This is a genomic window from Arcicella gelida, from assembly GCF_034931025.1.
GTDB classification, from domain to species: domain Bacteria; phylum Bacteroidota; class Bacteroidia; order Cytophagales; family Spirosomataceae; genus Arcicella; species Arcicella gelida.
In genome coordinates, this window is the sequence record NZ_JAYGIL010000004.1 from 65067 (window position 1) to 90015 (window position 24949).

Below are 24949 nucleotides of genomic sequence, written 5' to 3' on the forward strand. Positions count from 1 at the left end.
AATATCGTTAAGGAATTACTATTCAACAATACCTAATTGAACGGTGTTGGTCTTTAAATTCTTATCAGAAGGAACACTTAACGTCGTTACGAAAGTATCACCAATAGCTAATAATCCTTTTTCTTTCAAGAAATCTGTCATACCTTTTACAGTTGCTTCAACATCATTTCCTTTTGTTTCATAATAGAAAACATTTGCTCCCCACAATAAACCCATTTCCTGTTGAACTGCTTTGTTAGAAGTAAAAATAAACAAACCAGCTTTTGGACGGTGAGCAGACAAACGGAAAGCTGTATAACCACTATTTGTGATACACAAAATTGCTTTTGCTTCAGTATCACGAGCTAAACGACAAGCTCCAGCAATCATACGATCATTTAAAGGAAACTGAATTGAACCTTTACTCAAAGAGTGATTCTTAAAGTAAATTGACGCTTCATCTCCTTTTACGATTTTGATTTCGTTTTGTTGTTGCTCAACTACTTCTTGAATATGTGCCATTGTTTCAACAGCTTTCAATGGATACGCACCAGAAGCAGACTCTCCACTTAACATCGTTGCAGAAGCACCTTGCAATACTGCATTGGCAACGTCAGATGTTTCAGCACGAGTTGGAACTGGGTTAGTAATCATCGACTCTAACATTTGAGTAGCCACGATAACTGGTTTTCCAGCCAAAGTACATTTCTCAACCATTAGTTTTTGCAAATGTGGTACTCTTGCCCCATCAATTTCAACACCAAGGTCACCACGAGCAACCATGATAGCATCTGTAGCTTCGATGATTTCGTCTAAATTATCAATTGCAAATGGCGTTTCAATTTTAGCAATCACCTTTGTATTCTTACCATAAGCTTTGATTCTGTCTTTAATATCATGAATATCAGCAGCAGTACGAACAAATGAAAGGGCAATCCAATCAACACCATTATCTAAACCAAAATATAAATCTTTAAGGTCTTTTTCTGTTAAACATGGTAAAGAAACTTTAGTCCCTGGAAGGTTAATACCTTTCTTTGACTTTAAAACGCCACCATAAACAACCTCAGTAATTACTTCTTTCTTTACTTTATCAATTTCTAAAACTTTAACTTCTAAATTACCATCATCCATCAAAATTCTTTCTCCAACATTTACATCTAAGTACATAGAAGTATAAGTTGTTCCAACTCTTTCAGAATTTCCCAATAAAGTTTCATCCATTACGAATGTCAATTTATTTCCTTCTGTAATAGTAACACCGTTATTCTCTACAAGTTGTGTACGAATTTTAGGTCCTTGTAAATCTTGAAGAACTGCAAGATTAATTCCTAACTCTTCAGATACTCCTCTGATAGTTTTTAATCTGTTTAAATGATCTTCGTGTGTTCCGTGCGAGAAATTAAGTCGGAAAATATTTACGCCAGCTTCTGCAAACTTAACTAGCATTTCTTTTGAATCGGAAGCAGGGCCTACTGTTGCTACGATTTTAGTTTTTCTTTGATAGGACATAATTCAGTTAATTATTCAATCTTGATAGTTCAATTAGATAATATAATGCGAAATTACATTTTACTATTTACACTTTGAATTAAATTTATGTGTTTTCTTTGAGAAGTTTAATTTTTATTTTGCAAATATAATTTTATCAAGAAAATAAATAACCAAATCAACAGTATATATTTTAATAAATATCAATAATAATATTTTGTCTTACTATCAGAATTCAAATGATTCTATAAGTTACAAAAAAATCCCATAAAGTTTTTCACCTTATGGGATTAGCAATCGTTTTTCTAAACCTTAATTTACTTCTCGTTCTAAAGCTATAAAATTACACAATACTTTGTCATTATTAAAAATCGGCAAAATTTCTACTTTACACAAATACTGCTCTCCATCTTTTCGGTAATTAAGTACTTCTCCAGAAAACGTTGTTTTGATAGCCAGCTTTTCTCTAATTTCTTTTCTGATTACCGCAGAAGTTTCAATTCCTTGAAGGAAATTCGGGAACTTCCCAACGGCTTCATTAGCATCATAGCCCGTCATTCTAGTAAACCCTTTGTTGACCCACTCTATTCTTTCGTTCGGGCAAGTAATAACAATTGCATTTTCACGATGCTTCAAAAAGCTTCTGATCTTACTTAAATTAAAATGCCAAGCACGGTTTCTAGCATATTCTTCTAAAAATTCATACTCAGTTATGTTTTTGCTCGCTCTAGTTGTAAACTCATAGGCATGTAGCAGTGGACTCACCAAGTGTACATTCTTGAAAGTATTACAATGGACTTCAGGGGAAAGATTGGTCATTTTACAAATAAATTTAAACTTACTGATGATGGTAAGTCTTTGTAAAATGATTTTGTTTTAAAATTTTATATTTTTTTTGAAAATAATCTTTCAGAAGAAGTACAGCCACAAAAGCCTTTGGTAATAATTATAAAAAACTAAATATCTTTGCCCTAATAGAAATTTAACCCTTGATGAAAGTGAATCTTAAAGCCCTAAAACACATTTATTTTCTTGGAATCGGTGGCATCGGTATGTCGGCAATTGCTCGTTGGTTTATTGCCAATGGTTATTCTTTGGCTGGTTATGATAAAACTGCAACTCCACTAACCAATGCTTTACAAGCTGAAGGAATTCCCGTTCATTTCTCAGATGACATTAGTCTGATTCCTGCTGAATTTTTAGCAAATAAAGAAGAAACACTCATCGTTTACACACCAGCTATTCCGAAAGACCATCTTGAATTTAATTATTTAAAAGATAATGGTTTTACCTTAATGAAGCGCTCGCAAGTATTGGGACTTTTAACCAAAAGTTTTTATACCATTGCCGTTTCAGGTACGCATGGCAAAACCACTACTTCTTCAATGGTTTCGCATATTCTGAAAAATGCTGGTAAAAATGTAACGGCTTTTTTAGGAGGAATCACCCAGAATTATGGCACAAATTTCTTGATTAACGAATCGCCAGAAGATGTGATTTGTGTAGTAGAAGCCGATGAATTCGACCGTTCTTTTCTTACTTTATACCCCAACTTAACCATTGTTACTTCTACTGATGCCGACCATTTAGATATTTATGGCGACCACGATCAATTACTGGAATCTTTCCAATTATTTGTATCACAACTGAAAGAAGGCGGTAAATTATATCAGCGTAAAGGTTTGAATTTGGCAAGTTTCACTAAAAATGAATCGACAGAATATTCATTAAATGAAGGAGATTTCTATGCAGAAAACCTAAGAATTGAAAATGCTGAAATGATTTTTGATATTGTTTATCCAAATGGCATCATCAAAGATTGTACTTTATTAACACCTGGTTTCCATAATGTGGAAAACGCTTTGGCGGCTACCGCAGTGGCTTTAGAAGTAGGGCTTAGTCCAGTGCAAATCAAAGATGGTATTTGTACTTTTGGAGGAGTAAAACGCAGATTTGAATACCATATTCGTTCAGAGAAGATTGTTTATATTGATGATTATGCCCATCATCCTACTGAAATTCAAGCCTTTTTGTCTTCTGTAAAAGCATTGTATCCACAACATAAATTAACGGTGGTTTTCCAACCGCATTTGTTTACTCGTACTCGTGATTTCCAAGAAGGCTTTGCTGAAAGTTTAAGTTTAGCCGACGATTTGATTTTACTTGATATTTATCCAGCCAGAGAATTACCAATCGAAGGCGTTACTTCTGATATTATCTTCAACAAAGTAACTTCGCCAAGCAAAACACTTTGTAGTAAAGAAGCCGTATTAGACCTCCTCAAAGAAAAACAACCTGAATTAATCGTTAGCGTTGGTGCGGGTGATATTGATACTTTAATTCCTAAAATTAAGGAATGGGGATTGAGTTTGTAATGTTTTAAATTCCCACTTCCCACAGCTTTGTCAACTTTTAAAAAGTTGACAAAGCTAGAAAAATCTATTACTAAATAATAAAAATCATCAACATGAAAAAAATCCTTACGTTAATTGCAATTACTTGCTTTTGTATGCAACTCAATGCCCAACATCTGAGTATCGAGCATATCATGCAAGACCCTAAATTTACCATTGGTGCTTTACCTTCTTCTATTAATTGGTCGGAAGATAGCAGAATGATTTACTTCAACTGGAATCCTTTCCGTAATAAGGCTGATTCTTTATACAGTGCTTCGGTTACTGAAAAAAAGCCTTTTAAAGTTGCTCCTCAAGTCCGTAGAGCTTTGCCATCTTTTAATGGTGTCTATAATCGAGATTTCTCAAAAAAGATTTACACAAAAAATGGGGATTTGTTTTTGCTAGACTGTAAAACAATGGCAATTCGGCAGATTACAAATACTGTAGAGACTGAAAGTAATCCTAGTTTTAATGGCAAAGAGAATAAAATTATTTACAGCAAAGCAAGTAATTTATACAGTTTTAATCTTTCGACTGGTGAAACAGAACAACTAAGTAATTTCTTGACTGGTACTAAGAAAACAGAAGCTAAAGCCAATGAGCAAGAAAAATGGCTCAAGAAAGACCAATTGAGCCTTTTTGAAGTATTAAAAGAACGTGCAGATAAGAAAAAACAAGGTGAGGCAATTGCCAAAGAAGATTTACCCAAACGTGCCAAAGAGATTTATATTGAAGATAAAAGAGTAGATATTCAGACCTTAAGTCCTGATGAAAACTATATTACTTATCGACTAACAAAATCGGCCACTGGTGCAAAAAATGCCGCAGTACCAAGTTATGTTACGGAGTCTGGTTTTACAGAAGATTTACCTGCAAGAACAAAGGTTGGCGCTCCAATGCCTACCTATGAGTTTTGGGTTTATGACATTAAAAAAGATACAGCTTTACAAGTATCCACCAAAGAAATTGAAGGTATTGATGAACAACCAGCTTATTTGAAAGAGTATGCTAAAAAAGACACAACAAAAAATAAAAAAGCTGAAGCTAAAAAAGTAATTTTCAACGAAGCACTTTGGTCGGAAGATGGAAAATATTGCGTAGTAGTAGTAAGAAGTCAAGATAATAAAGACCGTTGGATTTTAAAACTAGATGTTGCGACAAGAAAACTAAAAACCATTGACCGCCAAAGAGATGAAGCTTGGATTGGTGGTCCTGGGATTGGCTCTAATTTTAGTACAGGAAACATTGGCTTTTTAGGAGATAACCAAACGCTTTATTATCAGTCAGAAGAAGATGGTTACTCTCATTTATATACTGTTAATCTTGCAACAGGTGCCAAAAAACAATTAACCAAAGGAAAATTTGAGATTCAAAGTCTTCAATTATCAAAAGACAAACAACATTTTTACTTTACTTCTAATGAAGTACATCCGGGCGAACAGCATTTCTACAAAATGGCAGTAACTGGTGGCGATAGAGTACGTTTAACGAAAATGACAGGTTCAAACCAAGTAGTACTTTCGCCTGATGAAACGAAATTGGCTTATTTGAATTCATATTCAAATCGTCCTTGGGAAGTATATATTCAGGATAACGTAGTAAATGCTCCGCCTAGCCAAATTACAAAATCGCAAAGCCAACAGTTTAAAGAATATAAATGGCGTGAGCCTGAAATCGTTACTTTTAATGCTAAAGATGGCTCAGAGGTGTATGCTCGTTTGTATGAAGGCAAAGGAGAAAAAGGTAAAAAGCCAGCCGTAATTTTTGTACATGGTGCAGGTTATTTACAAAATGTGCATAAATGGTGGAGTCAGTATTTCCGTGAATATATGTTCCATAATATGTTGGTTGATAATGGTTATACGGTATTGGATATTGACTATCGTGGTTCGGCTGGTTATGGCAGAGATTGGCGTACAGGCATTTATCGTTTTATGGGCGGTAAAGATTTAACTGACCAAGTAGATGGTGCTAAATGGTTAGTAGAAACTCAAGGCGTTGACCCTAAAAAGATTGGTATTTATGGTGGCTCTTATGGTGGGTTTATTACTTTAATGGCAATGTTTACAACACCTGATGTATTTGCGGCTGGTGCAGCATTAAGACCTGTAACAGATTGGGCAGCCTATAATCATCCTTATACAGCCAATATCTTGAATGAACCACAAACGGATTCAATTGCCTATCGTAAAAGTTCACCGATTTATTATGCGGATGGCTTAAAAGGCAATTTGTTGATTTGTCATGGAATGGTTGATGTCAATGTTCATTATCAAGATGCCGTGCGTTTAGCACAAAGATTAATTGAATTGAAAAAAGAAAATTGGGAGTTGGCTTCTTATCCAATGGAAGACCACGGTTTTGTAGAACCAACATCATGGATGGATGAGTACAAAAGAATTTTCAAACTTTTTGAAACAACATTGAAGAAGAAGTGATTTTTAGATTAGGTGGTCATCAGCAATTAGATTTGTGGTACTAATTAATCATTGTAATCTTATTTACAAATAATAAAATTTAAGGTTTTATAAACCCTGTAGCGGTAACCCTTGCGGTTACCGTTTCTTGTATTATTTAAACGGTAACCGCAAGGGTTACCGCTACAGGAAATTTAACTCACAATTCACTAACTACAAAAATGAATAAGTAAAATCTAAAGGATTAGCATATTTAAACTGATAGCCCGTTTTCTCAACAAGTTTTTGCGGACTGATGATTTTAAATGGAATAACTTCTGTAGCTTCTTCAAAAATTGGGACATCAAAACCGTATTCTTCACAATTCTTTAGAAATACTACTTCACGCACAGGATGTTCTGGCGAAACAGCATTAAAAGTTTCTCCCCAAAAACCTTTTTCAAGTATCATTGAAATAATGCCAATTACATCATCTTGATGAATATAATTCACAGGAATTTGTCCAGTATTAATGTGCTTTCCAGCAAAATACTTCGCTCCTATTCTTTCCATTCCCATCAGTCCTCCGCAACGTAAAATAGTTGTTTGTACATTCATTGCTTTTAGTAATTCTTCTACTTTTATCAAAGCCGAAGAATTGATTACTTCATCTTCCTCTGTGATTTCTCTATTCAAATCTGGATAGACAGACGTAGAGGAAGTATAAATGATGGATTGAATACTGGAACTTTTAATGGCAGGAATTAAAGATTGTATTTGCTGAACATGATAATCTTCACCATACTTGCCAGCACGAGGTGGGATACAAATAATCAATATTTCTGATTGAAGGAATTCTGCAAGTTCTTCGCCTTCTACTGCCGGAGAAAATTTCAGTAAAAAAGGCTGAATCCCTACGCTTTGAAGCAATGATAATTTGAATTCAGAAGTAGTAGAACCTTTTACTTCATGACCATTTTCTACTAAAAATTTGCCCAAAGGCAAACCTAACCAACCACAACCTAAAATACTTATTTTCATAGATAAAACTTTTTTCTCAAGATAAACTCTTCTACTGCTTCAGGAATCATGTAACTGATAGATTGTCCATTTTTTAAACATTCACGAATAAAAGTAGCTGAAATATCCAATAAAGGAGCTTTGACTAAACGCACATTGGGGTGGCTTGCTAAATCGCTTGCTTCTGAATTTGGGCGTGGATACACATATAAACCGAAGTACTCTAAAATCTTATCGTGGTTTTTCCAATTTGGAAACTGTGCTAGATTATCGCCACCAATGATTAATTTGAATTCATGTTGTGGATACTTTTCTTGCAAACGAATTAGCGTATCAATCGTATAAGAAGGCTTGGGCATCGAAAACTCTATGTTGGTTACCTTAAATTTAGGATTATCAGCAATGGCTTTTTCAACCATATCTAAACGGTCGAATTCGTGCAATAAAGATTTATTTTTCTTGAAAGGATTTTGTGGAGAAACTACAAACCAGACTTGTTCTAAATCTGTAGTGGTTGCCATTACGTTGGCAACAATTAAATGCCCAATATGGATGGGATTGAAAGAACCAAAAAAGAGACCAATTTTCATATAGCTGTAAGCTATAAGCCCTAAGCTTTAAGCCTTTGGCTTATAGCCTAGAGCCTAAAGCTTATTACTTACAGCTTTTTCGTAAATTCATCAAACAGTTTTTGTGCTTTTCTAAAAGCTTCTGTTAAGTCATCATTTAATAAAATAATGTCGAATTTGTCTTTAAAAGACATTTCAAAATTCATTTTAAATACTCTTTTTGAAATAGAATCTTCTGAATCTGTACCACGTTCACGCAAACGTTTTTCTAGTTCTTGTACACTTGGTACTTTTACAAAGATTGACAAAGCTCTTTCTTTATAATATTCTTTCAATTTCACTCCTCCACGTACATCAACATCAAAAATCACGTGTTTCCCAGAAGCCCAAAGGCGTTCGATTTCTGATTTCAGTGTTCCATAATAAGCACCTGGATATACTTCTTCCCATTCTACAAATTCATCGTTATCAATTTTAGTTTTGAATTCATCGGGAGTCATGAAGTAATAATCTTTCCCATTTTCTTCGTTACGTCCACGTTTATCACGAGTACAAGCAGAAATAGAAAATCCAAGATTGTCATTATTGGCAAGCAAATGCTTTACAATAGTAGTTTTGCCCGAACCAGAAGGGGCTGAGAAGATAATAAGCTTTCCGTTTTCCAATTTTCAACAAGTAAGTAGGTACAAAATACCCTAATTAATTAAAAGTAAAAGGCTACTAAGTATATCGTAATAATCACGACGGACTTAATAACCTTTATCAAAAGAGCAAGATAGCTCAATTACAATGCACTTATTTTCTTTTTGATACAATCAATTAAGCTTGAAGGAACGCATTTTTTTTCCAATTTCAATTGCATTGTTTCTTTGATACATTTCTCCAATTCATATCCTTTCTCACACGGCAAACACTTATCCATGTTTTGCTTAAATTGTGCTATTTGCTCATCTGTTGCCTGACCATCCACAATTAATTGGACGAATTTCATACATTCAGATTGATGCTCGCAGCTTGTCTTTTTTTGAATTTTTTCAACCTCGGAAACCATTATTCTATTGGATTAAGCAAATTTAATTTGGCGTTTTATTGGGTTACTCTTTGTGATAATCAAGTAGTTAATCAACAGGAAGGTTTATAAAAAAATTCCCATAAATTTAAAAATATAAAAAATAATCCTTTGAAAGTTCATTTTTTCATATCCATAGCTACTTATTCTGCCATGCTGTCAGCATTTACGTCATAGCCTAATGATTTGGCATACGATTTCAATTTCTCTTTTAACAACATTCTGGCACGGTGCAAACGAGAACGGACAGTTCCGATAGGAATATCCAAAATCTTCGCCATTTCTTCATAGGTAAATCCTTCAACATCACAAAGGATAATCACCGTTCTAAAATCAACTGGCAAAGCATTTAAAGCGTTTGCAATTTCATCCCCAATTAAATCTTGAACTGTATCAGCTCTTAAATCTACTGTTTGGGTTGTTTCAGCGTCTTCTTCAGAATTATAAGTTGTTTCAACATCTTGATAGTCAACTTTTGAAGGTTCTTTAGACTTCTTCCTAAAATCGTTGATAAAACTATTCTTCAGGATTCTGAACAGCCATGCTTTGGCATTAGTTCCTTCAGCAAAAGAGTTGATGAATCTAAATGCTTTCAGATAAGTATCTTGAACGAGGTCGTTAGCATCATCTTCATCATTCGTCAGACGAAAGGCAAAGTTGTACATTGAGTCAATGTACGGCATAAACTCTTTTTCGAAAACTCTGTGTTTTTCTACTTCAGTATAGGTTTGAGTTATTTTAATTTCTTCTTGCTCGTCCATGGTTGCTGCTGAATATCACTTGATAAAAATAGAAAATGATACCTTAATTATCAAGTAATTTATTGAATCTACATTACATTGTTTTAGATAAATTTTTATAAACAAACAACTTGCCAAGCATGATTTTTGTCATTTTCCTGACAAAAAGGCACAATCATGATTGGTGATTAATCTTTTCTAAAAAACTGAATAATGATAATTACTAAAGTTGTAAAAATGGTGCTGGCAATTACTTTGGCTAGAATGGGTAGAATAAGACCAAAATCTGAAGCTTCTAATGAAAAAAGTATAAAATGATGAACAAAAGTCAATATCGTTACATAAGATACAAACCAAGATAAACCCATTGATTTTAGACTAAGTATTTGGCGTTCGTCATAGCCTCTTTGTGGTACTAATAGTGCTAAAATGGGAGTACGAATATAAGCGATGAAAGTCATCGCTGCGGCATTTGCACCGATGGTATTATAAAAAATATCAATAAATATTCCAGCAATAAAGCCTAGAAACACTAGCTGTACTCTACTAATATCAAAAGGAAGTAGAATAACAGTGGCTACGTAAACAAAACAAAATGCGTGATTGAGGAATACCAATTGTCTGACAAAGAAAATTTGCAACAAAAGATAAAAAATAAAAGTAAGTATTTGTGGAAAAATATTTCTTGGAGTCATTCTTAAATTAAATTGCCGAGTTTAAGCTATGCACAATTATTACAACAGGTTTTTATTTCTTTACTTCGCTGTCAGTACTTTCTAAAGCCTTCTGTTCTTTTTCAAGTTTGTTATTAATGACATACACATAAGAAAGTGTACTAAAGTCGGTAGCCAATTTTACTTTGATGTCATGAAAAGTTTGATCTGGCTTTAAACCTACTTTACTGACATAACCGATTACGATGTTAGAAGGGAAAACATAGTTAAAGTCGGAAGTCATAATGGTATCCTTTACTCTAACATTTTTATATCTTGAAACATCCGTCATTTCAACAATAGAAGGATTTTTACCATCCCACTTTACTGAACCAATTTCGTTATTACTTTTTACTTTCGCAGAAACGGTATATTCTGAATGAAGGATAGAAATTATTCTTGAATAGTGTTCTGAACAGGATTTAATTTTACCAACTACTCCTGTTGAAGAAATTACGCCCATTCCTGGTGCTAAGCCATCCGCAGTACCTTTATCAATAGTAATATAATTATTGAATTGTGCTACCGAAAGGTTGGTTACCTTGGCTACAGTAAACCTAAAACGAGCAGCTACAGCAGAATCTGCTTTATAAGTAATGTTTGATAATGCTATTGGCGTTTGCTGGGCTTGTAATTTCCCTACCAATTCATACAGATGTTTGTTTTCAGCACTTAAATCATCATTTACTTTTCTAAGATTTGAATATTCAACAATTGAATTTGAAATTTCTAAAGCTTGTGCTGCATAATAGTTGGTTGTATTAAACATCACAGCACTTGGGTAATTATTGTATGAATAAAAAAACCATAGACTCAGTACCTCCAATAATGCAAATAGAATGAAGGCTCGTTTCCTAGAAATAAATTGGATTAACTGATACATTTGCTAAAAGAAGAATCTTGGAGTAATTGATTTTGGAAAAGTCTATAATGTAAAAATGAGTAAACGAAAGAACATAAAATATCATTCTTTCATTTACTCATTTCTTAGCTTGTTTAATTAAGAGATGAGAATAGGCTTGAAGTGGTCAAGATGTTTTAATACTTCACCTGTTCCACGTACAACAGCTCTTAATGGATCATCTGCAATATGAATTGGCAATTTAGTTTTATTTGCCAAACGCTTATCTAAACCATGTAATAAAGCTCCACCACCTGTTAAATGAATACCATTGTGATAAATATCAGCTGAAAGTTCAGGAGGAGAAACCTCTAGGGCTTTCATTACAGCTTCTTCAATTTTAGAAATTGATTTATCTAAAGCATAAGCAATTTCAGAATAAGTAACTTTAATTTCTTTAGGAATACCCGTCATTAAATCACGTCCACGAATTTCATAATCTGCTGGTGGGTTTTCTAATTCTGGCAAAGCAGAACCGACTTCAATCTTGATTAATTCTGCTGAACGTTCACCAATCAATAAATTGTGTTCACGACGCATATAGTCAACAATATCACGAGTAAATACATCACCCGCAATACGTACAGAAGCTTCACATACAATTCCTGAAAGTGCAATTACTGCAATTTCAGTTGTACCACCACCAATATCCACAATCATTGAACCATTCGGTTGTTCAATATCTATTCCAATACCAATTGCCGCAGCGATAGGCTCGTGAATCATGTACACTTCTTTAGCACCAGCATGTTCTGCTGAATCTTTTACCGCTCTTTTTTCAACCTCTGTAATTCCTGAAGGAATACAAATTACCATGCGATGAGAAGGCGTTAAAAAACGGTTTCCCGTATCAATCATTTTAATCATTCCCCGAATCATCAATTCGGCAGCCGTAAAATCGGCAATTACTCCATCTTTTAAAGGACGAATCGTTTTGATATTTTCGTTGGTTTTTTCGTGCATCTGCATCGCCTTGTTACCAATTGCCAATACTTTATTGGTGGCTTTATCAAGGGCAATAATTGATGGTTCATCAACCACAATTCTATCTTTATGAATAATTAACGTATTGGCAGTACCAAGGTCAATAGCAATGTCTGACGTCAGGAAATTGAATAATCCCATTTTATGATTTTGTTCTTTATATTAATATTTTTAATGACAGGTCTTGTGTAAAGTTAATCATTTAAAATCACCTGTTTTCAGATATTCTTGTAAAAGTACAAAATTAATGAGAATGTGAGAGATTACCTTAAAACCATGAGGAAAAAATTTAGTAGGATTTAAAGATAAAGACCAAAGTAGATAAAGGATTATCTGTTTGAAAGAATTCTTAGACTTTCTTTTACTGTATTTTCAATCCAAGTAAAATTATTGCTTTCTAAAATGGATTTAGGGAATAGTTGTCCACCCATTCCAACGAATTTAGCTCCAGCATCTAGCCAAGTATTCAAACTCCGCTCATTGGGTTCAACGCCACCAGTTATCATCATTTCTATTTGGGGCATCACCGTTTTAACAGCTTTTACAAAAGAAGGATTTAAAATATTGGCAGGAAATATTTTAACAATATCAGCACCCAATAGATAGGCTTTATAAATTTCGTTAGGAGTAAGTACTCCTGGGAACCACGCCATGTCATTTTTTTGACAAACCTGAGCTACTCCAACATCCAATGTTGGCTGAACAATAAAGTCAGCATCTAAACTAACAAAGTATTCGGCTTCTTCTGCATTATAAATAGTGCCAATACCAATTGCCATATCTGGAAAATCATTCCGAATGTATTTTACTAATGCGGCAAAAACTTTATCTGCACCAACACCACGATTAGTGTATTCAAAAACTCTGATTCCACCATCATAACAAGCTTTTACAACAGCTTTACTCTTTTCAACATCAGGATGATTGAAAAGTGGCATGATTGGTGTCTGATAAAGTTTATCGTACAAAACCTCTTTGGAAAATCTCATAGCTAATTTATCTTCTTAATTTTCCGCTTACATCGCCATTCATCACGGCTTCTATTTCCTTTACTGACGATAAATTAAAATCGCCTTCAATCGTATGTTTTAGTGCCGAAGCTGCTACTCCAAATTCAATTGCTTTTTGTGTATTTTGATAAATGATTTCTCCATAAATAAAACCAGCCATAAAAGCATCTCCTCCGCCAATTCTATCAACAATATCTGGAATATTGATTTGCTTGGTCTCTAGCATTTCAAAGCCGTTCCAGCATTTTCCAACCAAAGTATTGTGTGAAGCCGAAATCTGTCCTCGTTTGGTTGTCAATATTTTTCTTAGCTTTGGAAAACGTTCTGTAAGTTGTTGACAAACTGATTTGAAACTTTTCTTTTCGTCATTAGGCACAATGCCAAACATATCTTCGGCATCACCTTTGCTACAAATAATCACATCGCAGTTTTCAATCAATTCAGGCATTACTTCATTGGGTTTCTTGCCCCATTTCCATAAATTAGAACGATAGCCTACATCGGCAGAAACTTTTAATCCTAAACGACTAGCTGTTTGTACTGCTTCTAAACAAGCTTGAGCTGCACTTGCTGAAATAGCAGGAGTAATACCCGTGAAATGAAACCATTGAGCATCTTCAAAGATTTGTTCCCAGTTAAATCCAGAAGGTTTTAGACTAGCAAAAGAAGAATTAGCTCGGTCGTAAATTACTTTACTTGGACGCATCGCTGCTCCTTGTTCTACATAATAAATACCGATACGGTCGCCTCCTCGGACAACATCTTGCATACTCAATCCGTACTTTCGATAAGTGTTGATAGCGGCTGAACCTAAATCATTATCGGGAAAACGAGTAACGTGGCTCGCAGGAATACCCATAATAGCCAATGAGGACGAAACATTTGCTTCGCCCCCACCGAAATTAATATCAAAACTTGTCGACTGTTGAAAGCGAGCATGATTTGGCGTACTAAGCCTCATCATTATCTCACCGAAAGTGACTACTTTTTTCATAAATATTTTCTTACTGCATCAGAAAATCCTTCTAATTGTGTTAAGTCTTCTCCCCACAAACTTCTGTTGGATAATACTTTATCTAAATCAAAATTTTCCCATGCTTCATAAAAGTACGGAGCAAAATTACAATTGATTGGGTAATACTCACCATTGCATTCTCCAAAATAATTACCATTCACTTCTTTTTCTGCCTTCATGAATTGTAAATATGCCGCAAAACCCATTGCAAACAATTCTGGTGCTTTGCCAAATTCACGATAGTATTGCAAAAGAATAGGGATATTACGCATCTTCATTTTAGCGGTGTACTGCACCGTAATATCTAATAATTTATGTTGCAAGAATGGATTACGGAAACGGTCTAAAACCATTCTGCCGAAACGGTCTTTAATTTTAGGGTCTATTTTATAAGGAATGGCTAAAGAAACTTCACCCAACATCATATTGGTGATAATTTTACTTAAATAGCTATTACTCATTACATCTTTCACTAAACGGAAACCTAATAAATAAGCCATTCCGCAAGTTAAAGTATGTGTTCCGTTAAGCATTCTTAACTTTAATTCACGATACACTTCGATGTCTCTTTCGATGATAACTCCTGAATCTACACTTGCGAAAGATAAAATTTTACGGATTTTTTCATCTCCTTGAATTGCCCATAAACGATAGACCTCAGAAAGTATCATCAAATCATCTTGATACGAGAATTTCTTTTCTAGTTCTTCACAAATTTCTTTGTCTGGTTTTCCCGGCACAATTCTATCTACTAATGAATTACAGAATGAATTGTGGTTTTCAAGCCATTCGATAAATTCTGGTTCAAGTCCATTACGGTGTGCTTGTTCTAATACAATTTCTTGTAATTTATCTCCATTTCCAACAATTAATTCTGTTGGAATAATCACCATTCCGCTTTCTGGAGAACCTTTGAACTCTTTCCAACGCTCGTATAAAAAAGCTAATAATTTTACAGGAAATGATTGTGGTGGAGTATTTGCGATTTTATCATTTTCTACTAGAGCAATACCAACTTCCGTTGTGTTAGAAATGATTACTTGCATTTCAGGGTTTTTCGCACAAGCTAAAATTTCATTCCATTGTGAACGAGCTGAAATAGTACGAGAGATTGAAGCATTAATAATGTATTCTTCAACGGGTTGTCCATTTTCTAAACCTTTTACACAATGTGTAAAAAGTCCATCTTGTTCATTGAAATCGTCAGTGCCACCTTTGTCTGTAGATTTAACCACCACTATACGACCATTGAACACTCCCTTTTTGTTAGCCTTATCAATAAAATAATCGCAAAGTCCTCTCAATAATACTCCAGTACCAAATTGAAGTACTTTTTCGGGAAGTTCAAAAATTTTATCATTAGGTAATTCAACAAGTTTACTCAAGTTTTCAGCATTCGACGCTAAATATTCTCTGGTCAGTTTTTGGTTCATTGTATCACAATATTTAATTATTTATATATTTTAAAGCCTCAAAGTACTTACTATCTACTCATTATTGTTTTAACAATAAAGCGTAAATCAAGCAAATAGACCATAATCTATTACTCATTTTACGCTTTATTGATGAAAATGCTAAAAATTGTGTTGCTTATAGTTTAATCTAAGCTTCTCCTATCGGGCCACGATAATTTGTTGGAAAATGGAAGCCGTCTTGGTTTTTATCATCTGTTATTGGGCCATAAGCCTCTTCGTATTTTTGAATATTCTCCTTTAAAGCATTCAAAAGACGGTACACGTGGTCAGGTGTTAGAATGACTCTTGACTTTACTCTTGCTTTGGGTATTCCGGGCATCATTTTAATAAAATCAATCACAAATTCACTTTGAGAGTGTGCAATCATCGCCAGATTTACGTATTCTCCTTCTGCCATTGCCTCGGTTAATTCTACATTTATCTGGTTTTCTTCAGTGGGTTGACTAGCCATTTTATAGTTCAATTAGATTTCTTGAAATTGTTTTTTACAGACTATGAATTTATACAAAAGAATATCTTATTGCAAATTAATTCAGGTTTTATCCTTTAAAACAAAATGCTTAGTACTTTGTTTCAAAGATTTACCTCAACATATTTGTATAAAAATCTTTATGTATAAACATCTTTTTTTCGACCTTGACCATACCCTTTGGGATCATAATACCAATTCTAAACAAGCATTAGACGAAGTATATCAACACTTCGAATTACATACTTATGGCATTCCTTCTCCACATCAATTTTACTTAAAATTCAATGAAATCAACCATCAATTATGGGATTTGTATGAACAAGGAAAAATAGCTCAGCCCGAATTACGCCATAACCGTTTTAGAATGATTTTTTCTGAATTAGGTTGTTATGATTATTCACTTTGCGATAAAATTTCGGATACTTATATCAACATTTCGGTTCGTAAACCCAATTTATTACCGAATGCTAAATCTGTTTTGGATTACCTTTTTCCAAAGTATCCATTACACATTATCACGAACGGTTTTATGGAAGTGCAGGATATTAAAATGACTTCAGGTGGGATTAAACATTATTTCCGAGAAATCGTTACTTTCCAAAATTCAGGATTCAAAAAACCAGAAGTGGGTATTTTTGAATATGCTTTAAATTTGGTCGGAGCAAAACCTCATGAATGTATCATGATTGGCGATAGTTTTCAAAGTGATATTGTGGGAGCAGCCAAAGCTGGAATTGATACAGTTTTTTTTAATCCAGATGGCAGAAAACAAGATATTACTTTACAACCCAAACATGAAGTGAAGGATTTGATTGAGTTGAAGGAGATTTTTTAATTTTGAGACTCAAAGACTTGAGGACTGGAAGACTTGAGCATTTTTGACTTGAAGATTTTTAGAGGCAAGAGGCAAGACAAAAGACTAGAGACTAGAGACTAGAGAACTGGAAGACTTAAGCATTTTTGACTTGAAGATTTTTTGAGGCAAGACAAAAGAGTAGAAAATTTAAGCCTACTGCCTAAAGCATACAGCCTAAAACCATTTCAAAACAACGACAACTGATTTGTATCTCCTTTTTTATCAAAAATCTTTTTGTCTTTGATTAATTTTCTGTGCTGTTCAAGAAATGCTACGAAAGCGTCTATTTGGTGATAGAGTGGTGTAAAATCGTAAGTTTTGATGTCGTAGCGTTCTTGATATACGTCTTCAAAATCAGTGATGATATAATCTAAGGTTTTTACGCCCCATTTTTGTAATCCTAATAAGTACAAATTTTGATGATTCAACGCAAAACGATTGGGTTCATAAAGTCTAGTCGATTTTAAATCAACGGCACGGTCGCCACCGACTAAATCTACAAAACCGTAAATTAAACAATTTTTATACTTGGCTTCTGTATAAAACTGTGTTTTGTATTTGGCTGGTAAAAATTCACGAGCTTTTTCGATAATTTTTTCACCAAATAATTCTTCATTTTCGCCCGTCACTACTGCCTTTTCAAAATCAATACCTTTTTGTTGGGCTTCGGTAGTTGGCTTTTTTACTCTGTTAATCCTATCAATCATTTCCCACAAATCCACCAAAATATTACCCTGAGCATCCAATACTTGTTGCTCATACAAAACAAATGAATTGATTAATGTGGGATAAATTCTATACATTTTGTTTTTGATTGTTAATTTGAAACGGAAAAATCCGTTTCAAATTAATAGAAATAATGTTAAGCTATTACCAAACGTTCAACCGCTTGATCGCCAATTAAATGACTTTCTACAATTTCTTCTACATCCGATAATTGTACGTTGCCATAAAATACTCCTTCAGGATAAACCACTAAACCTGGTCCGAAAGCACAAACATCTAAACAGCCTGTTTTTTGTGCTCTGATTTCTGACAATAATCCTTTTTCTTTTAAAGATGCTTTGAAAGCATCAACCAATGCACTTCCTCTTTCTGAGCCACAACATTTTTTGGGTGCATCTTTCTGATTCGTACAAATAAAAACGTGTTTCTTGTATTTCATTTTGTTTTTTAATTTTCGCTGATAACTGCTGAAATGAATTTCAACAATTTGTTTTTGATAAAATCGTTCAATCCATGCAATTTAACGGTTTTCTCGTAATTTTGGAATAAACCCAAGAAGGCAGAAGATAAATAAATCTTTATCGACACATTTTGCAATCAATATTTGTATGACTTTTCAGACGCAAGAACAATATCAGTTTATCGAAAGTATTCTTTTTGAAAACTTAGGACATCATCCAGAAGTACTTGATTTTCAGTTTTTTTATGGCGGAAATTTCAACCTTGCCGTAAAAGTAAAAGTTGCCGAAGGCGATTATTTTATTAAATGGAATCAAGGCGACCATGATGGAATGTTTGAATCGGAAGCAAAAAGCTTACAAACTTTGCGTGATAAAAACGTACTTTCAATTCCAGAAGTAATCAATTATGGAAAGATTTTGGATAAAGAATATTTAATGATTGAATTCTTGACGGCAAGTTATAAACAAGAAAATTATTGGCAAGATTTTGGACAAAAACTGGCTAAACTTCATACACATACTCACCACAGTCACGGCTTAGATTTTAATAATTATATTGGTGCTTTACGCCAAAACAATGAATGGATGGAAGATGGCGTTCAGTTTTTTATTGAAAAAAGATTGAAAGTACAGGCTGGTTTAGCCCTTTACGACCGCAAGATTTCTCAAGAATTATACGATAAATTTCAAACACTTTTTGAAAAAATACCCACCCTAATACCAAATGAAAAGCCAGCATTATTACATGGTGATTTATGGTCGGGAAACGTAATGACTGATAGTAAAGGTTTAGTAGCCTTGGTTGACCCCGCTTGTTATTACGGTTTGCGTGAAGCAGAATTAGCATTTACTACTATGTTTGGTGGTTTTGAACCTGTTTTTTATGAAGCCTATCACGAAGTATATCCAATCGAAAATGGTTTTGGCGATCGAATTCCACTATATAATTTATATCCATTAATGGTTCATGTTAATCTTTTTGGTGGCGGATATTTAGATGCCGTTGAGAAGATTTTGAAGAAGTATTAATGATAATCCACTGATTTACTTGCCATTAAATATTTTTCTAAAATTTTACAACCTTATTACTTACACATTAAATTAAAATTATAACTTTGTCTATCGAATTTGTAGAATTTATTAAATCTAATTAACATAACAATCTCATGAAATTTGAAACACTCCAATTGCACGCTGGGCAAGAAATCGACCCTACAACAAATTCTCGTGCAGTACCTATTTATCAAACTACGGCTTATCAGTTCAACAATGCAGAACACGGAGCCAACCTCTTTGCCTTAAAAGAATTTGGGAATATTTATACCCGAATTATGAACCCAACAAGTGATGTTTTTGAAAAACGTTTAGCTGCCTTAGAAGGTGGCGTGGCGGCTTTGGCTGTGGCTTCTGGCCATGCGGCACAGTTTATCGCTATCAATAATATTACTACGGTTGGCGACAATTTTATTACTACTTCGTTTTTATACGGTGGTTCGTATAATCAATTCAAAAATTCATTCAAAAATATTGGTGTTGAAGCTCGTTTTGCTGATGGTGACGATGTTTCGTCTTTTGAAGCCTTGATTGACGATAAAACCAAGGCGATTTATTTAGAAACTATCGGAAATCCAAGTTTCAGTATTCCTGATTTTGAAGCTTTTGCTGAATTGGCTAAAAAATACGATTTACCAATTATCGTTGATAATACTTTTGGTGCGGGCGGTGCTATTGCACAGCCAATCAAACATGGAGCACACATTATTGTTGAATCTGCTACCAAATGGATTGGCGGACATGGAACTACGATGGGTGGAGTAATTGTAGATGCGGGTACTTTCAACTGGGGAAATGGAAAATATCCACAGTTTACTGAGCCGTCTCCTAGTTATCACGGATTGGTACTCAACGATGTTTTTGGAATCGGTGGTCCTTTCGGAAATATTCAGTTTATCATTCGTGCCAGAGTAGAAGGTTTGCGTGATTGGGGTCCAGCACAAAGTCCATTCAATTCTTTCTTGTTGTTACAAGGTTTAGAAACGTTGACTTTAAGAGTAGAAAGAATTGGTGAAAATGCACTTGCTCTTACTAATTGGTTATCTGAACATCCAGAAGTAGAAGCTGTAAATTATCCCGGTTTAGCAAGTAGTCCGTATCACGAATTAGCGAAAAAATACCTTACTCGTGGTTTTGGTGGCGTGTTTTCATTCAAACTAAAAGGTGATAAAGCAAAAGCTGAAAAATTTGTAAATAGCCTAAAACTCATCAGCCATTTGGCCAATGTGGGCGATGCTAAAACATTGATTATTCATCCAGCGTCAACAACGCATTCACAACTTTCAGAAGCGGAACAAATTTCAGCAGGGGTTGAACCTACGATGTTGAGAATCTCTGTAGGAATCGAACATATCGACGATTTAAAAGAAGATATTGAACAAGCTTTGGCGGCTTTGTAGCAGCTACAGGCTTTGAGCTATCAGTCCTCAGCTTTCAGGTTTTAGCTTATTAAAAAAGCTGTTGTACAAAATTTGTGCAACAGCTTTTTTAATTTTCAAATTACTTCCCATAAACTCCTTGTAAGAAAGTTTCAGCATCTACTGGGGTTCTTCCTAATAAATCTGCTAAATCTGAACTTACTTCATCAAATTCTCCATCCTTGATTGCTCCGCTGAAACCAGCAAATAAACCAATGTATTCAGCAGGAACGCCTACTTCTGTAAGTGTTTTTGTAAATTCCTCCACACTTGGCGAAACATGTACAATTTGCTTTCCTGTTATTTTCGAAATGATATTGGCAATATCTTGATAAGAATAAGTTTTTGAACCAGTAATTTCATACGTTTTGTTTTCGTGTCCTTCGCTTGTCAACACATTTGCTCCAGCTTCTGCCATGTCTGTACGCAAAGCAAAAGCTGTTTTTCCATCACCTGCTGGCTGATAAATTACTCCTGTTTCAAGTACTTGTTCGCCCACAAACATTGGTAATAAATCTGTATATAAACCGTGTTTCAAAATGGTATAAGTAAGTCCTGATGCTTTCAACCATTCTTCAGTTTTTAAGTGACCTTCTGCAACAAAGGCAATTGGCGAAGTTTCAGTTTCGTTTTTACGTTGGAAACTTGTATAAACTACATGTTTTACACCAGCCGCAACAGCTGCTTTTACTACATTTTCTTGTTGAGAAATTCTGTTATGAATATCACTTCCTGAAACAAAATACAATTTATCAATTCCTTGAAATGCAGCGACTAATGAATCAAAATCACTATAATCACCCACAAGTACATTTACTCCTTTTTCTTTCAACGCTTCTACCTTAGCCGCATCTCTTACCAATACTGCAATGTTTGAAGCGGCTGTTTTTTCTAATAAAAAATTTACAACGGCACTACCTAATCCGCCTGTTGCTCCTGTTACTAATATCTTACTCATTTCTTTAAATGTTTATTTTATGAATATTTTTGCAAACTAAAAGTTATTAAGTTACTTTTGGTAAGTCAAAGATAAAAGGTAAGTTATAGCCTCACAAGAAGGTACGAAAAAGTTAGACACTTACTTAGAAGTTATTAATACTGAAAATCAAACAATTAAGATGAAAAAAAATATAAAGAAATTTTCAAGATCGCCTCAATGCCCTATCAGAAATGTATTAGATAGGTTTGGTGACAAGTGGTCGATACTTGTGATTTTGGTTTTAGGAGAAAATGGCACGATGCGTTTTAATGAAATCAATAAAACAATTGGAGATGTTTCGCAGAAAATGTTGACGGTTACACTAAGAACTTTAGAAGCCGATGGTTTGGTGGCAAGACAAGTATTTCCAGAAATACCGCCAAGAGTAGAGTATCAATTAACGCATTTGGGCATGAGTCTGATGCCACACATTCATAGTCTGACAACTTGGGCAGACCAGAATATTAATGAAATTAAAACTTCGAGAGAAAAATTTATGGTATAGCTGTAAGACTTAGCCCTGAGAAATGAGCCATGAGCTTTTTTGTACTAAAAGAAAAGGGTAAGTGTCCAATTTGGTACTTACCCTTTTCTTTTTTATTCTTTCTAAAATCTCAAAACTTATAGCTCATCACTCAAAGCTATAAAGTCCCTTTTCTCATTTCTTTCACGGCATAATCAACTGAACGAGCCGTCATTGCCATATAAGTTAGTGATGGATTTTGTGTCGATGTTGAAGTCATTGATGCTCCATCTGTTACGAAAACATTTTTACAACTATGAATCGCATTCCATTTATTTAGGATAGATGTTTTCGGGTCTTTACCCATTCTTGCTCCACCCATTTCGTGAATATCTAAACCAGGAGTACGGTTTGAATCGTTTGTTCTGATGTTTGTAAATCCAGCTTTGGTGTACATTTCAGTGAATTGCTCAAAGAAATCTTTCACCATTTTACGGTCATTATCATCATATTCAACTGAAATTTTGAGTTGAGGAATTCCCCAAGGATCTACTTTAGTTTTATCCAAAGCCACATAATTACTTTCTTTAGGAATGGTTTCGCCCATCATGTGCGAACCTACGTTCCAAACATTGTTATATTCTGGTTTCAATAAAGCTTTCTTTAAATCTTCTCCTAAACCACTTCTATCATCATGTTGATAACGTCCAGCCGAGAAACCTGCCGCATAACCACGCAAGAAATCGGTTTCTTGTTTTTCAACATTTCTGAAACGAGGCACATAAGCTGAATTTGGTTTACGTCCATCGGTGGTACTATCCAAGAATCCTTCATACTGAGCATCAATCGTTGCTGTATAATTATGGAAAGCTACGTATTTACCTAATACTCCGCTATCATTACCCAATCCATTCGGGAAACGGTGTGAAGTGGAATTCAACAATACCAAGTTTGAATTTAAAGCTGCTGCATTTACAAAAATAATTCTTGCATAAAACTCCATCATTTGGTTTGTCGTAGCATCAATTACTCTTACGCCTGTAGCCTTGCCTTTTTTCTCATCATAAATGATAGAATGAACTACTGAGTGTGGACGCAAAGTCAATTTACCCGTTTTAGCCGCCCACGGTAAAGTAGAAGAATTACTGCTGAAATATCCACCATAAGGACAACCTCTTTCGCAAATCGTTCTGCTTTGGCATTGTGCTCTTCCTTGGTCGTAATGTACTTGTTTAGGCGAAGTAAGATGCGCACAACGTCCAGTAATAATATGGCGGTCTTTATAGTTTTTGGCTACTTGTTCTTTAAAATATTTCTCTAAACAGTTTAATTCATGGGGTGCTAAAAATTCACCATCTGGCAAACTTGGCACATTATCTTTATTACCAGAAATTCCAGCAAATTTCTCTACATAACTATACCACGGAGCAAGGTCGGCATAACGTATTGGCCAATCTACTGCAAAGCCATCACGAGCTGGTCCTTGAAAATCATATTCTGACCAACGTTGTGTTTGGCGAGCCCAAAGTAAAGATTTCCCACCCGTTTGATAGCCACGAATCCAGTCAAAAGGTTTTTCTTGTACGTAAGGATGTTCGGCATCTTTTACAAAAAATTGTTCTGTGCCTTCATAGAAAGCATAACATTTGCTCACGATTGGATTGGCATCTTTTACTTCTTTTTTGATACGGTTATGGTGTTCAAATTCCCACGGTTGCATCAACGTTGTCGGATAGTCAATTACGTGTTTTACATCTCTTCCTCGTTCTAAAACCAAAGTACGTAATCCTTTTCCTGTAAGTTCTTTGGCAGCCCAGCCACCACTAATTCCTGAACCAATCACGATAGCATCGTAAGTTTGGTTTTTTATAGCATCTATATTAAAATTAGACATTTCTTGAGATGAAATTTGAGATCGTGAATAATAGCTTAGACGTTTAAGTAGTCAAGCAAATTTTTAGTACTATTTCTTGATTGGCACACAACCATGATAACGACCCGGAACCATTTCAAAAATTCTTAAGTTGGTCATCACATATTCAGAAACTAAATAACCATCGATTGTCAGACTTTTTACCAATTGTAAAAAACCTTTTTCATCGCTGTTTGGTGAAGTACTCATTTTCTTCAATACTTCTAATTTTTGTTTAGCATCGCTTTCTACAAAAGTTTTGCCATTTTCTTTTTTCGATATCTCATCTACCGAAACCATTCCTTTCGCAAAAATATCTTGAGATTTTTTATCGTAACAATCTGCTACCATTTTCAAGATAAATTTATCAGCACCCAGTTCTTTGGCTCCTGGCGTATCTGTTTTCGGAATAATTGTTTCTACGATTTCTGCCAATAAAGTTTCTTGAGCATAAGTAATCTTAAAAGCACCACTTTGAATCGATTCTTTGCTCCACGCATTTGCCCACGCTGGTAGAACAATTGTTCCACCTATCGTCAAGGCTAAATTTTTGATTGCCGAACGTCTTTGCATTATGTTATGATTAATTTAGGAATACAAATAAAAGAGTTTTTAAGCTGGATTTTAGACTGACTTATATGCTTTCAGGAAGCTAGGACAAATCTGCTGATTTACTGAACAATCAAAAGCTCAAATCCATGTCAAATTACTAGAAAATATTGTAAGATAAAAACTAAGAAAAAAGCAACTAAAGTATTATCTGAAAGAAAAAGAGGAATTTAAGGAAGAATAAGAAGGAATGTTTAGAGATACTTTTTTGCGGTATTTTGCGGCAAAAAATATCTCAGAAG

At 34.5% G+C, this 24949-nt stretch carries 25 protein-coding genes; 6 read left to right on the forward strand and 19 right to left on the reverse strand.

Going from position 1 to position 24949, the window contains the following annotated elements:
• Nucleotides 1-18 precede the first annotated feature (18 nt).
• Together pyk and VB776_RS03890 are read right to left on the reverse strand one after the other, a co-directional pair.
• Nucleotides 19-1491: a pyruvate kinase gene (gene pyk, locus VB776_RS03885; RefSeq protein ID WP_323326222.1), complete on the reverse strand. Its 1473-nt coding sequence runs from the start codon at nucleotides 1489-1491 to the stop codon at nucleotides 19-21.
• 291 nt (nucleotides 1492-1782) lie between these two features.
• The gene (locus VB776_RS03890; RefSeq protein WP_323326224.1) at nucleotides 1783-2289 is read right to left on the reverse strand and encodes a PAS domain-containing protein; all 507 of its coding nucleotides are present in this window, start codon (nucleotides 2287-2289) and stop codon (nucleotides 1783-1785) included.
• Nucleotides 2290-2468: 179 nt separating this feature from the next.
• On the opposite strand from VB776_RS03890, the gene murC reads away from it, so the two are divergent.
• Nucleotides 2469-3845, forward strand: a complete 1377-nt coding sequence (gene murC / locus VB776_RS03895) for a UDP-N-acetylmuramate--L-alanine ligase (RefSeq protein WP_407653790.1) — start codon at nucleotides 2469-2471, stop codon at nucleotides 3843-3845.
• Between the two features lie 92 nt (nucleotides 3846-3937).
• On the forward strand, nucleotides 3938-6304 hold the full coding sequence (locus VB776_RS03900; protein WP_323326228.1) for a S9 family peptidase: 2367 nt from the start codon (nucleotides 3938-3940) through the stop codon (nucleotides 6302-6304).
• 192 nt (nucleotides 6305-6496) lie between these two features.
• On the opposite strand, the gene VB776_RS03905 is transcribed toward VB776_RS03900, so the two are convergent.
• The 12 genes from VB776_RS03905 to VB776_RS03960 all read right to left on the reverse strand — a co-directional run bounded on the left by VB776_RS03905 (nucleotide 6497) and on the right by VB776_RS03960 (nucleotide 16209).
• The gene (locus VB776_RS03905) at nucleotides 6497-7303 is read right to left on the reverse strand and encodes a Rossmann-fold NAD(P)-binding domain-containing protein (RefSeq protein WP_323326230.1); all 807 of its coding nucleotides are present in this window, start codon (nucleotides 7301-7303) and stop codon (nucleotides 6497-6499) included.
• Entirely contained in the window at nucleotides 7300-7872 is a 573-nt protein-coding gene (gene nadD, locus VB776_RS03910; protein ID WP_323326232.1) for a nicotinate (nicotinamide) nucleotide adenylyltransferase, read from the reverse strand. Before nadD ends, VB776_RS03905 begins: the two co-directional genes overlap by 4 nt.
• A 68-nt stretch (nucleotides 7873-7940) precedes the next feature.
• On the reverse strand, nucleotides 7941-8516 hold the full coding sequence (gene gmk / locus VB776_RS03915) for a guanylate kinase (protein WP_323326234.1): 576 nt from the start codon (nucleotides 8514-8516) through the stop codon (nucleotides 7941-7943).
• Between the two features lie 119 nt (nucleotides 8517-8635).
• The gene (locus VB776_RS03920) at nucleotides 8636-8842 is read right to left on the reverse strand and encodes a phosphohydrolase (RefSeq protein ID WP_323326236.1); all 207 of its coding nucleotides are present in this window, start codon (nucleotides 8840-8842) and stop codon (nucleotides 8636-8638) included.
• Between the two features lie 221 nt (nucleotides 8843-9063).
• Entirely contained in the window at nucleotides 9064-9681 is a 618-nt protein-coding gene (locus tag VB776_RS03925; protein ID WP_184129601.1) for a sigma-70 family RNA polymerase sigma factor, read from the reverse strand.
• 167 nt (nucleotides 9682-9848) lie between these two features.
• Nucleotides 9849-10355 (reverse strand): hypothetical protein, encoded by a 507-nt coding sequence (locus VB776_RS03930; RefSeq protein WP_323326238.1) that lies wholly within the window; start codon nucleotides 10353-10355, stop codon nucleotides 9849-9851.
• Between the two features lie 52 nt (nucleotides 10356-10407).
• Nucleotides 10408-11256 carry a rod shape-determining protein MreC gene (gene mreC, locus VB776_RS03935; RefSeq protein WP_323326240.1) on the reverse strand — a complete coding sequence of 283 codons (849 nt, stop codon included), beginning with the start codon at nucleotides 11254-11256 and terminating at the stop codon, nucleotides 10408-10410.
• A 117-nt stretch (nucleotides 11257-11373) separates the two neighbouring features.
• Nucleotides 11374-12399: a rod shape-determining protein gene (locus VB776_RS03940; RefSeq protein WP_323257435.1), complete on the reverse strand. Its 1026-nt coding sequence runs from the start codon at nucleotides 12397-12399 to the stop codon at nucleotides 11374-11376.
• A gap of 188 nt (nucleotides 12400-12587) precedes the next feature.
• Entirely contained in the window at nucleotides 12588-13247 is a 660-nt protein-coding gene (locus VB776_RS03945) for a beta/alpha barrel domain-containing protein (protein WP_323326242.1), read from the reverse strand.
• A gap of 7 nt (nucleotides 13248-13254) precedes the next feature.
• A complete protein-coding gene (locus tag VB776_RS03950) occupies nucleotides 13255-14262 on the reverse strand; it encodes a sugar kinase (protein WP_323326244.1) in 1008 nt (335 codons plus the stop codon).
• Entirely contained in the window at nucleotides 14259-15716 is a 1458-nt protein-coding gene (locus VB776_RS03955; protein WP_323326246.1) for a tagaturonate reductase, read from the reverse strand. The genes VB776_RS03950 and VB776_RS03955 overlap by 4 nt, the downstream gene beginning before the upstream one ends.
• A gap of 169 nt (nucleotides 15717-15885) precedes the next feature.
• Nucleotides 15886-16209 carry a DUF3467 domain-containing protein gene (locus tag VB776_RS03960; RefSeq protein WP_184129586.1) on the reverse strand — a complete coding sequence of 108 codons (324 nt, stop codon included), beginning with the start codon at nucleotides 16207-16209 and terminating at the stop codon, nucleotides 15886-15888.
• 160 nt (nucleotides 16210-16369) lie between these two features.
• Here VB776_RS03960 and VB776_RS03965 point away from each other — a divergent pair, with 160 nt between their 5' ends.
• Nucleotides 16370-17065 carry a YjjG family noncanonical pyrimidine nucleotidase gene (locus VB776_RS03965; RefSeq protein ID WP_323326248.1) on the forward strand — a complete coding sequence of 232 codons (696 nt, stop codon included), beginning with the start codon at nucleotides 16370-16372 and terminating at the stop codon, nucleotides 17063-17065.
• A 206-nt stretch (nucleotides 17066-17271) separates the two neighbouring features.
• On the opposite strand, the gene VB776_RS03970 is transcribed toward VB776_RS03965, so the two are convergent.
• The gene (locus VB776_RS03970) at nucleotides 17272-17889 is read right to left on the reverse strand and encodes an adenine nucleotide alpha hydrolase family protein (RefSeq protein ID WP_323326250.1); all 618 of its coding nucleotides are present in this window, start codon (nucleotides 17887-17889) and stop codon (nucleotides 17272-17274) included.
• Between the two features lie 59 nt (nucleotides 17890-17948).
• Nucleotides 17949-18251 carry a (2Fe-2S) ferredoxin domain-containing protein gene (locus VB776_RS03975; protein WP_323257449.1) on the reverse strand — a complete coding sequence of 101 codons (303 nt, stop codon included), beginning with the start codon at nucleotides 18249-18251 and terminating at the stop codon, nucleotides 17949-17951.
• A 169-nt stretch (nucleotides 18252-18420) separates the two neighbouring features.
• Between VB776_RS03975 and VB776_RS03980 the strand changes: the two genes are divergently transcribed.
• On the forward strand, nucleotides 18421-19302 hold the full coding sequence (locus tag VB776_RS03980; RefSeq protein WP_323326252.1) for a fructosamine kinase family protein: 882 nt from the start codon (nucleotides 18421-18423) through the stop codon (nucleotides 19300-19302).
• 137 nt (nucleotides 19303-19439) lie between these two features.
• Nucleotides 19440-20726 carry an O-acetylhomoserine aminocarboxypropyltransferase/cysteine synthase family protein gene (locus VB776_RS03985; protein WP_323326256.1) on the forward strand — a complete coding sequence of 429 codons (1287 nt, stop codon included), beginning with the start codon at nucleotides 19440-19442 and terminating at the stop codon, nucleotides 20724-20726.
• Nucleotides 20727-20826: 100 nt separating this feature from the next.
• Here VB776_RS03985 and VB776_RS03990 read toward each other — a convergent pair whose 3' ends face one another.
• Entirely contained in the window at nucleotides 20827-21702 is an 876-nt protein-coding gene (locus VB776_RS03990) for an SDR family oxidoreductase (protein WP_323326258.1), read from the reverse strand.
• A 160-nt stretch (nucleotides 21703-21862) separates the two neighbouring features.
• On the opposite strand from VB776_RS03990, the gene VB776_RS03995 reads away from it, so the two are divergent.
• Entirely contained in the window at nucleotides 21863-22228 is a 366-nt protein-coding gene (locus VB776_RS03995; protein WP_323326260.1) for a winged helix-turn-helix transcriptional regulator, read from the forward strand.
• A gap of 136 nt (nucleotides 22229-22364) precedes the next feature.
• Here VB776_RS03995 and VB776_RS04000 read toward each other — a convergent pair whose 3' ends face one another.
• Complete coding sequence (locus tag VB776_RS04000) at nucleotides 22365-24080, reverse strand: GMC family oxidoreductase (RefSeq protein ID WP_323326262.1); 1716 nt, start codon at nucleotides 24078-24080, stop codon at nucleotides 22365-22367.
• A 69-nt stretch (nucleotides 24081-24149) separates the two neighbouring features.
• A complete protein-coding gene (locus VB776_RS04005) occupies nucleotides 24150-24671 on the reverse strand; it encodes a gluconate 2-dehydrogenase subunit 3 family protein (RefSeq protein WP_323326264.1) in 522 nt (173 codons plus the stop codon).
• Nucleotides 24672-24949 lie beyond the last annotated feature (278 nt).